General features: G+C 68.9%; 13 protein-coding genes and 1 tRNA gene. 11 read left to right on the forward strand and 3 right to left on the reverse strand.

From position 1 onward, the window contains the following. Positions 1–12 precede the first annotated feature (12 nt). From JOF42_RS18200 to JOF42_RS08175, 6 genes are all read left to right on the forward strand, one after another. Positions 13–606, forward strand: coding sequence for an FtsB family cell division protein (locus tag JOF42_RS18200; RefSeq protein ID WP_307803566.1), 594 nt, complete (start codon positions 13–15; stop codon positions 604–606). Between the two features lie 68 nt (positions 607–674). After that, complete coding sequence (locus tag JOF42_RS08155) at positions 675–1,217, forward strand: DUF501 domain-containing protein (RefSeq protein ID WP_210097409.1); 543 nt, start codon at positions 675–677, stop codon at positions 1,215–1,217. Then, on the forward strand, positions 1,214–2,506 hold the full coding sequence (locus tag JOF42_RS08160; protein ID WP_245340756.1) for a S8 family peptidase: 1,293 nt from the start codon (positions 1,214–1,216) through the stop codon (positions 2,504–2,506). The genes JOF42_RS08155 and JOF42_RS08160 overlap by 4 nt, the downstream gene beginning before the upstream one ends. A gap of 39 nt (positions 2,507–2,545) precedes the next feature. Then, entirely contained in the window at positions 2,546–4,030 is a 1,485-nt protein-coding gene (locus JOF42_RS08165) for an NAD(P)/FAD-dependent oxidoreductase (protein WP_210097411.1), read from the forward strand. A 285-nt stretch (positions 4,031–4,315) separates the two neighbouring features. Further along, complete coding sequence (locus JOF42_RS08170; protein WP_210097412.1) at positions 4,316–5,146, forward strand: cation-transporting ATPase; 831 nt, start codon at positions 4,316–4,318, stop codon at positions 5,144–5,146. Beyond that, positions 5,143–5,838: a DedA family protein gene (locus JOF42_RS08175; protein WP_210097413.1), complete on the forward strand. Its 696-nt coding sequence runs from the start codon at positions 5,143–5,145 to the stop codon at positions 5,836–5,838. The genes JOF42_RS08170 and JOF42_RS08175 overlap by 4 nt, the downstream gene beginning before the upstream one ends. 9 nt (positions 5,839–5,847) lie before the next feature. On the opposite strand, the gene JOF42_RS08180 is transcribed toward JOF42_RS08175, so the two are convergent. Continuing rightward, positions 5,848–5,923, reverse strand: a tRNA-Leu gene (locus JOF42_RS08180). Between the two features lie 511 nt (positions 5,924–6,434). Between JOF42_RS08180 and JOF42_RS08185 the strand changes: the two genes are divergently transcribed. The 3 genes from JOF42_RS08185 (at position 6,435) to JOF42_RS08195 (ending at position 9,653) form a co-directional block, all read left to right on the forward strand. Further along, positions 6,435–7,682 (forward strand): alanine racemase, encoded by a 1,248-nt coding sequence (locus tag JOF42_RS08185; RefSeq protein ID WP_210097414.1) that lies wholly within the window; start codon positions 6,435–6,437, stop codon positions 7,680–7,682. Beyond that, positions 7,679–8,992, forward strand: a complete 1,314-nt coding sequence (locus tag JOF42_RS08190; RefSeq protein WP_210097415.1) for a D-arabinono-1,4-lactone oxidase — start codon at positions 7,679–7,681, stop codon at positions 8,990–8,992. Before JOF42_RS08185 ends, JOF42_RS08190 begins: the two co-directional genes overlap by 4 nt. 94 nt (positions 8,993–9,086) lie before the next feature. Continuing rightward, on the forward strand, positions 9,087–9,653 hold the full coding sequence (locus JOF42_RS08195) for a LemA family protein (RefSeq protein WP_056508667.1): 567 nt from the start codon (positions 9,087–9,089) through the stop codon (positions 9,651–9,653). A gap of 68 nt (positions 9,654–9,721) precedes the next feature. On the opposite strand, the gene JOF42_RS08200 is transcribed toward JOF42_RS08195, so the two are convergent. Next, positions 9,722–10,210, reverse strand: a complete 489-nt coding sequence (locus JOF42_RS08200; protein WP_210097416.1) for a hypothetical protein — start codon at positions 10,208–10,210, stop codon at positions 9,722–9,724. Beyond that, positions 10,207–11,469, reverse strand: coding sequence for a winged helix-turn-helix domain-containing protein (locus JOF42_RS08205; RefSeq protein ID WP_210097417.1), 1,263 nt, complete (start codon positions 11,467–11,469; stop codon positions 10,207–10,209). Before JOF42_RS08205 ends, JOF42_RS08200 begins: the two co-directional genes overlap by 4 nt. Before the next feature lie 77 nt (positions 11,470–11,546). Here JOF42_RS08205 and JOF42_RS08210 point away from each other — a divergent pair, with 77 nt between their 5' ends. Next, complete coding sequence (locus JOF42_RS08210) at positions 11,547–12,743, forward strand: AI-2E family transporter (protein ID WP_210097418.1); 1,197 nt, start codon at positions 11,547–11,549, stop codon at positions 12,741–12,743. Then, positions 12,740–13,969 (forward strand): threonine ammonia-lyase, encoded by a 1,230-nt coding sequence (ilvA, locus tag JOF42_RS08215; RefSeq protein ID WP_210097419.1) that lies wholly within the window; start codon positions 12,740–12,742, stop codon positions 13,967–13,969. Before JOF42_RS08210 ends, ilvA begins: the two co-directional genes overlap by 4 nt. The last annotated feature ends 32 nt before the right edge of the window (positions 13,970–14,001 follow it).

Consider the following 14,001-nt stretch of genomic DNA (forward strand, 5'->3'; position numbering starts at 1 on the left):
GACACACGCCGCGTGAGCGGCACGTACGGAGGAGGAGCCGTGGCACGACGACCGGCTCCTCCTTCGGCGTCTGCGGGCCCCTCGCGGCCCGCAGGCCAGACGACGAAGGCGACGACGCGGACCGCAGGTTCGCGACCCTCGCGCACCGCGACGAGCAGGAACACTCAGGACCGCCGTGTCGACGTGCGCGAGTGGGCCTCCGGCATCCGACTCTCTGCCTTCTCCGTCATCATGCTGTCGCTCGTCGTCCTCGGGGCATGGGTGCTCGTCCCCACGCTCGGCACGTTCATCGACCAGCGACAGAAGATCGCCTCACTCGAGCAGTCGATCCAGGTGTCCGAAGACGAGATCACCGCGCTCGAGAAGGAGCGCGAGCGCTGGGAGGATCCGGCGTACATCACCACCCAGGCTCGTGAGCGTCTGTACTACGTCAAGCCGGGCGAAGTCGTCTACCTGATCGACAACGACCTCGACCCTGCGGCGCTTCCGCAGCAGCAGGGCCCGGTCAGCGACACTCTCGAAGAGACGCCATCGGACTGGATGCCGCAGCTGCTGCGCACCCTCACGGCCGCCGGACTCAGCGACACCGCCACAGTCGGCCGCTGAGCGTCGCCACATCCCGCCGGGGCGAGGCCTCCGAGCATCTTCCCGGGCGTCTCCCGTACGCTGGTGGGGTGACCACGCCGCCATACCCCGCCCCCACGACCGCCGAGCTCGCTGTGGTGTCGGCCCAGCTGGGAAGGCAGGCTCGAGGCGTCGTCGGCATCGCGGCGCGCTGCTCGTGCGGAAACCCGACGGTCGTCGCCACGGCGCCCCGACTCACCGACGGCACGCCGTTCCCCACGTTCTACTACCTGACGCACCCTGCGGCGACCGCGGCGATGTCGACGCTCGAGGCGACTCAGGTCATGCCCGAGCTCGCCGCTCTTCTCGCCGACGACGAGGACATCGCGGCGGCCTACCTCGCAGCGCACCGGGCTTATCTGAGCGACCGCGTGCAGTTCGGCGAAGTGAGCGAGATCGACGGCATCTCCGCCGGCGGCATGCCCACACGCGTGAAGTGCCTCCACGCTCTGGCAGGTCACGCTCTGGCCGCAGGGCCCGGTGTGAATCCGATCGGCGACCTGGCGCTCGAGCGCTCGAGCTGGTCGCCCGAGCGGTGCCGATGCGACGACCCGGGTGCGGCACTGCGCGACGCCGAGGCGTCGTCGGCATGAAGCCGGGTCGGATGCTGCGCAACGGCGTCGCAGCGGCGACCGTCGTGGCATCCGTCCTGCTGCTGGGGGCCGCGGCCACTCCGCCTCCCGTACCGGACGACCCGGCGGACCCGGTACGCGCCTCGGAGTACTGGCTCGACGGCGCCGGCATCCGTGATGCGTGGCAGACGACGCGCGGAGACGGCGTGACGATCGCGGTCATCGACACCGGCATCGGCAAGGTGCCCGGCGTCTTCGACGAGGCGGTCATCGGGGGCACGGATGTGTCCGGCACCGGAACCCCCGACGGACGCACCCCGGTCGGCGCGATCGACGGGAATCACGGCTCGTGGGTGGCGTCGCTCGCCGCGGGCCGCGGGGCTGCCGACGGCAAGGGAATGATCGGGGTCGCGCCGGAGGCCGATCTGCTGTCGATCTCGGTCGGTTTCGGCGCCGCCGCGGCCGTCCCGTTCACCGACCAGGTGGCGAAGGCCATGCACTGGGCGGTCGATCACGGTGCCGACATCATCAACCTCTCGTTCACGACCAACACGCTCGACTGGGACAAGAGCTGGGATGACGCCTTCCTCTACGCGTTCGACCACGACGTCGTCGTCGTGGTCGCTGCGGGGAACAGGGGGAGCGGGACCAACATCATCGGTGCGCCCGCGACGATTCCCGGCGTGCTGACGGTGGGCGGGGTCGACCAGACGGGCACCGCCAGCGTCGAGGCATCGACGCAGGGCATCACCATCGGGATCGCCGCGCCCAGTGAGGGCCTGATCGGCGTCTCCGCCGACGGCAAGGTCGCTTCGTGGAGCGGCACCAGCGGTGCGGCACCGATCGTCGCAGGCATCGCGGCACTCATCCGGTCGGCGCATCCGGATCTCGACGCGGCCAACGTGATCAACCGCATCATCAAGACGGCGATCCCTGTGCCGGGAACGACGAAGCTGCCGGATCCGCTCTACGGGTACGGTCTCGTCGACGCCGATGCCGCCGTGAGTGCAGACGTCGCGAAGGTGGACGAGAACCCGATGGGCGACCTCGCCGAGTGGGTCCGGCTGTACCGGAGGGCCGAGTCCGTTCCGGAACCCGAGCCCACGGTCACACCGGTCGAAGTGCCCCCGCTGCCTGCGGCCGACGCGCCGAGCGAACCCGTTTCACCGCTGCTTCCCAGCGCTGAAACGCTGCGTTACGGTACCCTGCCGCTGATTGCACTCACAGTCCCTGGTATCCTGGTAGCGCTTGGCGTCACCGCAGCTGCCCGGCGCATCCGATCGGCGCGCGCTCGCACGCCACATCCCTGACTCCCGAGGAGTTGTTCCCCTGTGCCTCAGAACAGCACTGTGCCCAAGATTCTGATCGTCGGTGGAGGCTATGCAGGCTTCTATACGGCGTGGAAGCTGGAGAAGCACCTTCGCAAGGGTGAAGCAGACGTCACCATGGTCGATCCGCTGCCGTACATGACGTACCAGCCGTTCCTTCCCGAGGTGGCCGCCGGCTCGATCGAAGCCCGCCACTCGGTGGTGGCTCACCGACGTCACCTCAAGCGCACGAACGTCCTCAACGCCAAGGTGACCGGCATCAACCACGCCGAGAAGGTCGCGACCATCACGCCGCCGGTGGGCGAGCCGTACGAGTTCGCCTACGACCAGATCGTGGTCACCGCGGGCGCGGTCTCGCGCACGTTCCCGATCCCGGGCATCGCGGACAACGCGATCGGTCTGAAGACGATCGAAGAGGCCGTCGCGATCCGTGACCGCCTGATGTCGAACTTCGACAAGGCCGCGTCCCTGCCTGCGGGCCCCGAGCGCGACCGTCTGCTGTCGGTGGTGGTCGTCGGTGGTGGCTTCGCCGGCATCGAGGTCTTCGCCGAGCTGCGTTCGCTGGCATCCTCGCTCGTGGGCAAGTACCCGCAGCTGAGCTTCGAAGACACGCACTTCCACCTGATCGAGGCGATGGGCCGCATCATGCCCGAGGTGTCGCTGCCGACCAGCGAGTGGGTGCTCAAGGACCTCGCGAAGCGCGGTGCCAACGTGCACCTCGACACGCAGCTCACCAGCGCGGTCGACGGCAACGTCGAGCTCTCGACGGGTGAGGTCATCCCGACCGACCTCATCGTCTGGACCGCCGGTGTCATGGCCAACCCGACCGTCGTGCGCGGCGGCGACCTCCCGATCGAAGAGCGTGGTCGCATCCAGACCCGCGCAGACCTGCGCGTTGGCACGCCCGAGGCGTTCGTCGAGGGTGCATGGGCAGCCGGTGACGTCTCGGCGGTTCCCGACCTCTCCGGTGGTGGCGTCGGCGGCTTCTGCGTGCCGAACGCCCAGCACGCGGTGCGTCAGGCCAAGCTGCTCGCGAAGAACCTCGTCGCCGTGCTGCGTGGTGAGGACCCGAAGGAGTACTTCCACAAGAACCTCGGCGCCGTCGCAGGCCTCGGGCTCTACAACGGTGTCTTCCAGTCCGGCAAGATCGCGCTCAAGGGCTTCGTCGCCTGGGTCGCGCACCGTGGCTACCACGGCCTCGCGATGCCCACGTGGGAGCGCAAGTTCCGTGTGGTCTGGGGCTGGTGGAACAACCTGTGGCTCGGCCGCGACCTCGTGAACCTCGAGACCGTGCAGAACCCGCGCTACGTCTTCGAGGAGTTCGCCGCACGTCCGCGTCCTGCCGCCGCTGCTCCGGCCCCCGCGGTCACGGCGCCTGCGGAGCAGGCGAAGGCCGTCGACAAGGCCGCCGATGAGAAGCCCGCCGGCGAGAAGGCCGCAGTCAAGAAGCCTGCAGCCAAGAAGCCGGCAGCGAAGAAGCCTGCCGAGACGGCCGCCACCAAGTAGTCCGTGTCGCCGAACGCCCCGATTCCCTGGAGTCGGGGCGTTCGTCGTCTGCGACGGACGATCGGCGCGGCTCGCACCGAGCTCATAGGGACGCTTGCTACCGTCGGTGGAGCAAGGGGAGTACTCCCGTCTGCGGTGGAGTCGTCATTACGGACATCTCGTCCCGGCCCACCGGCCCGTGAGGGTGGAGGAGACCTGGCGTCCGTATTCGCGGACGGCCGAGGACCCTCTTCGCACCACTGTCGAGTCCCGTGGCCGTCCACACTCCACGAAGGAATCGACACCATGGGAAAACTCAACCGACTGCTCGGGATGGCCGCTCGCGCTCTCGATCTCGACGAGAGCGGATCCCGCAACGACCGGTCCGGCTCGCAGGCAGGCGCAACGCCGCAGGTGCCGGGTCGGCGTCCCTCCGAGCGCGATCGATACGCGCCGCCGCCCGCGCACCACGCGAGTCGTGATCCCTACGCGCCGCCGGCCGCCGGACGCGCGTACGCCGATCGCCCCGGAGCCGGGGGCACGAGGGCGGGGTCTGATGCCGATCGCGCGGCCATCGCGCGGTACGACTATCTGCTCGAGACGGCCGACCCCCATCGAGTCGAGCAGATCCACCGGGAGGCGTTCGCCCGGCTCACGCCCGCGCAACGAGTGCAGGTGCAGGAGCGGATGACGGCGGAACTCGCGCCGGGGGAGCGACCGGCATCCTCGTCTCCCGACGATCTGGCTCGCGCTGCAGGGCGCTCCGAGGCATCGCGGCCCGGTCGCATGCGGGGGCTGCTCTCGCGCGTGCGCGGATTCGGTGCGGCCGGCGCTGTCGGAGGAGCCGCGGCGGGAGCGTTGGGCGTCGTCGCGATCGGAGCGGTCGGCAGCGCGGTCGCAGCTCCCCTTCTCGAGCAGGCGGCCGGTCTCGGAGTGGACTTCGACGCATTGGCGCAGGGCATCGACGTCGAAGCGATCGCGAGCGGGCTCGGAGGGGAGGAGCTCGCGGGCGCGGCCGAGGGGGTCCTCGGGTCGGCGGGCGAGACGGTGTCGGGTCTCGGTGACACGGCGAGCGAGTGGGGGCAGCGCCTCGGCGACCTCGGCATCCCCGGAATCGGCGATCTGTTCGGCCGATGACGCCTCTCAGTTCGGCGGCTGTCGACGCCTCGGCCTCCGACCACGGCTTCTCGGGGCTCACAGGCTTCGCCGCCGACGTCCTCACCGGGCTCGGCGACATCGGAGTCGGCGTGCTCGTCTTCGTCGAGGTGCTGGTCCCGCCGATCCCCAGCGAGGTGATCCTCCCGTTCGCGGGCTATCTGAGCCAGAGCGGCGACCTCACCCTCGGCTGGTTGATCGTCTGGAGCACCCTCGCGTCGTGGATCGGTGCGCTCCTGCTCTACTGGCTCGGGTCCGCCATCGGGGTGGATCGAGCGGTGCGGCTGCTCTCGGCAACCAAGCTGGTGAGCCGCGCCGACCTCAAGCGTGGCGTGCGCTGGTTCGAGCGCAGCGGAGCGTGGACCATCCTCGTCGGCCGACTGGTTCCCGGGGTGCGCAGCCTGATCTCGATCCCGGCCGGCGCGACGCGCATGAATCTGCTCCGCTTCAGTGCGTACACGATCGTGGGCAGCGGCCTGTGGAACTCACTGCTCATCGGGGTCGGGGCAGCTCTCGGCACTCAGCACGAGCAGCTCGAGCATGTCCTCGGATACCTCGACTACGCGGTGTACACCGCGATCGCCGTCGCACTCGCGGTCCTGATCCTGCGCCGGGTGCGCGACGCCCGTGGCTCGCGGTCTGCCGCGATGCGCGCCGACGGATCACGCGAATGACGGTGCCGCTGGTGCCCCCGCTGGGACTCGAACCCAGACTGAAGCGATTTTAAGTCGCCTGCCTCTGCCATTGGGCTACGGGGGCGTTCAGCGCTGACCGTGCGCTCAGAGTACACGCGGGAGTCGGTGTCGGGCGCCCGTAGGGGGCACCCGACACCTCAGCACCCGATCTGAACGGCACACGACCACGGGGAGGCGGGTCGACGGCAGGTGCTGGGGACCGCTCCGGAACGGTCCATCATGCAAGACCCGTGCGCACTCGGTTCATGACGCAGACCGTCCAAGTTCTTGTGATTCCAGGATTCTCCCCGACGTGACGAGAGAGACGGGCTTCTCAGCGCCCGTCTCTCTCTTGATGCTGCTGAGACAGCATCGCTACCCCCCGGCAACCGGCCTGACACGGCCGGTGAGGCGGTCTCGCGACCGCTTCAGTGAGAGAGACGGGGATCTGCGCGGTTCATGACGCGATATCCAGCTAATGTATTGGGATTCAGGGCGGACGTCGCGCGGGGATTCGAGGTGGGCACGTGAGCGGCCCCTGCGACTCGATCCCGCAAAGAGTGAATCTGAGTACGCGCAAGCCATAAGGTGGGGGAGTGCTCGACCTCACCGCCGATCTGAGCCCCGAGAAGAGACGCTCCACCGTCTCCCCCGAGTGGCAGGACCCGTCACGATATTGGCCGCGGCTGTCCGCCGCGACCGGCCACCTGCCTGCTCCTGTGGCGGTGATCGATCGCGAGGCGCTGCGGCACAACGCGATGGATCTGCTCGTGCGCGCGGGCGGGTTGCCGATCCGCGTCGCCTCGAAGTCGGTTCGCGTGCGGTCGGTGCTCGACGCGGTGCTGCAGCTGCCGGGGTACCGCGGGATCCTCGCCTTCACCCTCGCCGAGGCGCTGTGGCTCGCCGAGACGCATGACGACATCGTCCTCGGATATCCGACCGTCGACAGAGCCGGGCTCGCGCAGCTCTTCGCCTCGGAGGATGCCGCGCGCAGGATCACGCTGATGGTCGACGACCCCGCACACCTCGACATCATCGACAGCGTCGCACCGGCTGGGAGTCGACCGGACGTCCGCGTGGCGATCGACGCCGATGCGTCGCTTCGCTCCGCCGCACTCGGGCACATCGGAGTGCGACGGTCGGCGCTGTTCACCGCGGGCGAGGTCGCCGCCTTCGCGCGGAAGATCGTGCGTCGTCCAGGGTTCTCGCTCGTCGGCCTCCAGATGTATGAGGCACAGATCGCAGGACAGGGAGACAACGCCGGACCGGATGCGCCGGTCATCCGGCTCATGCAGGCACGGTCGCGCGCCGAGCTCCGTGAGCGCAGGGCGGCGATCGTCGCCGCGTTGTCCGGGATCGCTCCGCTGGAGTTCCTCAACGGCGGTGGCACGGGGTCTCTCGAGTTCACCGGCAGTGACGAGTCGTTGACGGAGGCGAGCGCAGGCAGCGGGCTGCTCGGAGGGCATCTCTTCGACGGGTATCGCTCGTTCCGGCCGGCTCCGGCGTCGGCCTTCGCGTTCGACGTGGTGCGGCGGCCTGCAGCGGACATCGCCACGGTGCTCGGCGGCGGGTGGATCGCTTCCGGTCCCGCGGTCGGCTCGCGTCAGCCGCTTCCCGTCTGGCCGGAGGGGTTGCGCACGCTTTCCCGTGAGGCCGCGGGTGAGGTGCAGACGCCGTTGCAGGGCCGGTCGGCGGAACGACTGGGCGTCGGTGATCGCGTCTGGTTCCGCCACGCGAAGAGCGGCGAGCCCGCCGAGCGGATCGAACGGTATCACCTGGTCTCCGGTGACGAGATCATCGACGAGCTGCCGACCTATCGCGGCGAAGGCAAGGCGTTCCTGTGACGAGAATCGGTGGCACCTGGCAGAACTGGGGGCGATCGGCGCAGGTCAAGCCACTCCGGGTCGAGCGACCACGCACACCCGAGGGGGTGCAGCGCGCCGTGAAGGCGGCGGTCGCGCAGCGGCTCACGATCAAGGCGGTCGGTGCAGGGCACAGCTTCACCGGCATCGCCGTGGCGCCGGGGGTGCTGCTCGAACTCGATGACATGCAGGGGCTGGTCTCGGCTGACGAGGCCACCGGGCAGGTCACTCTCCTCGCGGGCACTCGGCTGCACCGCATCCCGGGACTCCTCGCTCCGTACGGTCTCGCGATGGAGAACCTGGGCGACATCGATCGGCAGTCGATCTCCGGCGCGATCTCGACCGGAACCCACGGGACGGGAGCGTCGTTCGGGGGCCTCGCCGCTCAGGTGGTGGGTGCCACCCTGGTGACCGCCACCGGCGAGTTCCTCCGCGTGGACGCCGAGCAGAACACCGACCTGCTGCCGGCTGTGGCGCTCGGTCTGGGTGCTCTCGGGATCCTCGTCGAGGTCACGCTGCAGTGTGTTCCGGCTTTCATCCTGAAGGCGATCGATGAGCCCGCTCCGCTCGACGACGTGCTGGCGACGCTGGCGCACCGTGTCGCCGCGTCAGATCACTTCGAGTTCTACTGGTTCCCGCACACCGACGTCGCGCTGACGAAAAGACAGACGCGCGTTCCGGAGTCCACGAGACGTCAGCCGCTGCCGACGGTGGGCCGATGGATCGACGAGACGCTGCTCTCGAACGGGGTCTATCGCGCGGTGTGCGCCGCCGGACAGATCGCCCCCGTGATCACGCCGCCGTTCAACAGGCTCGCGGTGAAGCTGACGGGTGATCGGCAGTACACGGACCTGTCGCATCGCGTGCTGACGCAGAGCCGCACGGTTCGGTTCCGAGAGATGGAGTACGCGCTCCCCGCCGAGAACGTCGTCCCGGCCTTCCGTGCCGTGCGGGCGCTGATCGAGCGACGCGGCTGGCGCATCGAGTTCCCCATCGAGGTGAGGTTCGCCGCGGAGGACGACAGGTGGCTGTCGACGGCATACGGACGAGCCAGTGGGTACATCGCGGTCCACCGCTACTGGCGCGCGGATCCGACGGCGTATTTCGAGGCCGTGGAGCAGATCATGCTCGAGCACGGTGGCCGCCCGCACTGGGGCAAGCTGCACACGCTCGGCGCCGACCGGCTTCGCGAGAGTTACCCGCGCTTCGACGATTTCGTCGCTCTCCGCGACCGGCTCGACCCCGATCGTCGGTTCACGAACCGATACCTCGACCGAGTCCTCGGAGAGTGATCCCGATCGCCGACCGTCGCGAGGGCGTCGCACCCAGTCGACGCGCAGACTGCGCCGATAGGATGAGACAAACACGAGGAAGGGTGGGCCTCTGATGGAATGGCTCGTGCCGGTACTGATCGTCGTCGGTGTGATTCTGCTCATCGGAATCTACCTCTGGGCGACCTACAACTCGCTGGTGCAGCTGAACGTGCGCGTCGACGAGGCGTGGAGCGGCATCACCGTGCAGCTGAAGCGTCGAGCGGACCTGATACCGAATCTCATCGAGACGGTGAAGGGGTACGCCTCGCATGAGAAGGCGGTCTTCGAGAACGTCACCCGCGCGCGTGCGGAGACGCTGTCGGCCGGTGGCCCCGGTGAGGCGGGAATCGCAGAGGGACACCTGCAGCAGGCACTTCGCAGCCTCTTCGCGGTGGCGGAGGCGTATCCGCAGCTGCAGGCGAGCCAGAACTTCCTGCAGGTGCAGCAGGCTCTCGTCGACACCGAAGACAAGATCCAGGCGGCGCGACGGTTCTACAACGGCGGCGTCCGTGAGCTGAACACCAAGATCAAGGTCTTCCCGAACAATCTCTTCGCCAAGGGCCTCGGATTCACCGAGCGCGAGTTCTTCGAGGTCGCAGACAGCGGTGCGATCTCAGAACCACCACGCGTGCAGTTCTGACGTGAGAAGGCCCGATGCGCAGCAGCGCATCGGGCCTTCTTCTTGTGTGCACTCGGCCGACGAGAAGGTCACCACACGTCGACATCGACCTCGGTGCCGTCGACGGTCACATCACCGCGAAGGCTCCACGACTCGGTGCGGTAGGTCTCGGTTCTCGCAGCTCCGTCCTGTCCCGTGCCCGATACCGTCGCGATGAGGATGCCGCCGTCGGCGACGAAACCGTCATCGGTGATCTCGAGCACAGGCAGACGGTCGATCCGGAAGCGGATGCCGTCGACCGCGGCGAACTCCGTACCCCAGGGGATCCGGATGCCGCAGCCTTCGGGAACGGCGTCCGCATCGACCGTGCAGTCCTCGAGGTGCTCGTCGAGCTGCTGCTGCGCGCGGTCTCGCACCTCCGTCGTCGCCAGCGGCGTCGGGGACTGCGTGGCGTCGGGCCGAGGGTCCGTCTCGGTGGGAGCCGTCGCGCTCGCGGACAGCCACAGCCAGGTCGCCACCGCGAGTACGACAAGGATCGCCGCGGTCACGGCGATCGACCACCCGAGGCGCCGATTCATGCGACGGGCTCTCGGGCGTGGACGTGGCGGCTCACCGACGCGCCCGCGAGTCCCGAGAGCGCGGAGTGGAGCTCGTCGGATGCCGTGCCCCAGCCCGACACCGACACATGCTCGAGCCCTTGCCAGGAAGCCGCGAGCACCAGCTCCTGTGCGATCCGCTCGACGTCGTCGAAGGGCCGGGCCTGAGGCTCCCACCAGGCCGACTGCACCTGCAGCGTCGAGGTCGATCGGTCCGCCTTCAGGTCGACCCGCGCGACGATCCGATCACCGACGAGCACCGGAAGCGAGTAGTAGCCGTATCGCCGCTTCTCGGCGGGGACGTAGATCTCGATGCGGTAGTCGAGATCGAACGCGCGCAGCGCCCTGTCGCGGAACCAGACGACCGGGTCGAAGGGAGTGAGCAGCGCAGCCGCGTCGACCCTGCGGGGGAGCACGGCCTCGCGGTGACGCCACACGGGGAGCGGGCGACCGCCGCGTTCCCACCCTTGCACGGCGACCGGGAGGAGTTCGCCGGTATCGACGAGGTCTGAGATGGACTGCGACACCGCCGCGCGGTCGCGGATGCGATGGTAGTCGGCGAGGTCGGACTGCGTCGCGACGCCGGAAGACCGTGCGGCACGGCGAGTGAGCTCACGGATCGCCTCATCGCGGGGGACCTGCTGCGAGAGCACGGCCTCCGGGATGACCTGCTCGGCGAGGGCGTAGCTGCGCTCGAACCCCTTGCGGCCGCTGATGGCCACGTCGCCGGTGCGCCACAGGTGCTCGAGCGCGAGCTTCACGTCATCCCAGTCCCACCAGGTGCCGCGTTCCCGCGGAGCATCGGCTCGGAGGTCCGCGGGGCGCAGCGGTCCGCGTTCCCGAAGCTCGTCCTTCACCCACCGCAGCGTGCGGGCGTTGCTGCTCATCCAGGAGTCCGGCCCCGCCCACCGGGCACGGAAGTCGTCCATACGGAACCGCCAGAGGGGCCAGTCCTCGATCGGTATGAACGTCGCCTCGTGAGCCATGTACTCGACGTAATGGGTCGTGCGCGAGTGGAAGACCCGATCGAGCAGCGCGGGATCGTATGACCCCAGGCGGGAGAACAGCGGCAGGTAGTGCGAGCGGGCGAACACGTTGACCGAGTCGATCTGCAGCACACCGAGCCTGTCCATCACACGATGCACGTGCCGTGCGGTCACGGAGCTCGGGCGGGCGCGAGTGAAGCCCTGTGCGGCCAGCGCGATTCGACGCGCCTGGGCGGAGCTGAGGGTGTCGGTCACGTCGTCAGCGTATCGCCGGTGACGGACATCGACGCCCGCCGTCATGGCGTCCGACGGCAGCGCCGTAGACTTGGGCGATGAGCGAAGAGCAGCGTCCGAGGCTGAGGGATCTCTTCCGTCCGCGCCCGGAGGTGACGGATCGCACCGTGACCACGGAGGCCGACCAGGCAGTGCCCGTCGGGTTGCGTGTCACCGCGGCCTACGCCTGGCGCGTGCTGCTGATCGCCGCGGTCGTGGCCGGCTTCATCTGGCTCGTCATCGAACTCAAGCTGCTCGTGATCCCGCTGATGGTCGGCATCCTCATCACCGCACTGCTCTGGCCGGGCTTCCAATGGATGCTGCGGCATCGGTTCCCGCGATGGCTGGCCGTCGCCCTCTCGATCATCGGCACGCTCGCGATCGTCTCCCTGCTCATGTGGCTCGTGATCTGGCAGGTCCGCGCACAGCTGCCCGATGTGCAGGAGCGAAGCTCTCAGGCCATCGCGGAGTTCCGCACGTTCCTCCTCGACGGACCGCTGCACCTCAGCGAGTCGCAGATCCAGGGTTACATCGACCAGGGCCTCCAGATCATCAACGAGCAGACGCAGGCGCTGCTGAACGGCGCCCTCGCGGTCGGCACCACCGCCGCGCACGTGGTGACGGGGGCAGTGCTCTCGCTCTTCATCCTCATCTGCCTGTTGGCCGACGGCCGGGGCATCTGGAAGTGGACCCTGCGTCTCTTCCCGCGGGCCGCTCGCCCTGCCGCTGACGCGGCCGCCAGCAACGGCTTCGCCACCATCGTCAACTACGCCCGCACACAGCTGCTCGTCGCGGCGATCGACGCCGTCGGCATCGGAGTCGGCGCCGCCCTGCTCGGCGTCCCGTTGGCCATCCCCGTCGCGGTGCTCGTGTTCCTCGGCTCTTTCATCCCGATCGTCGGTGCCGTCGTCACCGGTGCGATCGCGGTGCTGCTCGCCCTCGTCTACAACGGCCCCTGGATCGCGCTCGCGATGCTGGCGGTGGTGCTCGGTGTGCAGCAGCTCGAGGGCCACATCCTGCAGCCGATCCTGATGGGCTCGGCCGTGAAGGTGCATCCGCTCGCCGTCGTCCTCGTCGTCGCCGGCGGCTCGATGGTCGGCGGGATCCCGGGTGCGCTGTTCGCCGTGCCGCTCGCGGCATTCGTGAACGTCGCGGCGGTCACCGTCAGCACCGGCTCCTGGCGCACCGGCGATCAACCCGACGCAGACCTTATCTGGAGTACAGTTCCGCGCGAGCGGACACGGAGGAATCGATGAGCGCAGTCCCCAGCCTGACCGAATTCGAGAGCGCTGCTCAGAGTCTGGCTGAGGTGATCACGCACACGCCGACCCTTCCGTCTCGGGCCCTGTCCGACATCCTCGGCGCACCGGTGCTGCTCAAGATGGAGAACCTGCAGCGCACAGGCTCGTTCAAGATCCGAGGCGCGGCGTATCGCCTCTCGCAGCTGAGCACCGAAGAACGCGCGCGCGGCGTGGTCGCCGCCTCTGCCGGGAACCACGCCCAGGGCGTCGCCCTCGCGGCGCAGGCCCTCGGCATCCCGGCGACCATCTTCGTGCCGCTGGGGATCCCGGTGCCCAAGCTGCTGGCGACGAGGAGCTACGGCGCCGAGGTCGTGCTCGAGGGCGAGACCGTGGCCACTTCGCTGCGGTTGGCCGCCGAGTTCGCCGAGCGCACGGGAGCCGTGATCATCCATCCGTTCGACCACCGTGATGTCGTCATCGGTCAGGGCACGCTCGGTCTCGAGCTGCTCGAGGACGCGCCGGACGTCGACACGATCGTGATCGGGATCGGTGGCGGAGGCCTCATCGCCGGCGTCGCAGCGGCGGTGAAGGCCAAGGCCGCAGAGCTCGGACGCACCGTCCGCATCATCGGCGTCCAGGCCGAGAACGCCGCGGCGATGCCGCCGTCCCTCGAAGCCGGCCATCCCGTCGACATCGAGACGAAGCCGACGATCGCCGACGGCATCCTGGTCGCGCGACCGGGCGCCATCCCGTTCGAGATCATCAAGGACCTCGTCGACGAGGTCGTCACGGTCACGGATGACGACCTGGCTCGCGCCATCCTCGTGCTGCTCGAGCAGTCCAAGGTGATCGCGGAGCCCGCCGGCGCGGTGGGAGTCGCGGCGATCCTCGCGGGCAAGGTGAAGGCGAGCGGCACGACGATGGCGGTGGTCTCCGGCGGGAACATCGATCCGCTGCTGCTGCAGCGCGTCGTCTCGCACGGCCTCGCAGCCTCCGGCAGATATCTCACGATCCGTATCCCGCTGCCCGACCGCCCCGGTCAGCTCGCGCGTGTGTCCGAGCTCATCGCCGAGGCGGGCGCCAACGTGATCGAGGCGATGCACACCCGCCACGGCCACGGACTGCAGATCAGCGAGGTATTCCTCGAGCTCAGCGTCGAGACGCGCGGTGCCGAGCACTCCGAGCACACCCTCGACACTCTGCGCCGAGCCGGGTTCGCCCCGATCGTGGTCCCGGATTGACGGCATGAGCAGACGAAGAAGCCCCGTCCGTC

The organism is Microbacterium phyllosphaerae (assembly GCF_017876435.1).
GTDB classification, from domain to species: domain Bacteria; phylum Actinomycetota; class Actinomycetes; order Actinomycetales; family Microbacteriaceae; genus Microbacterium; species Microbacterium phyllosphaerae.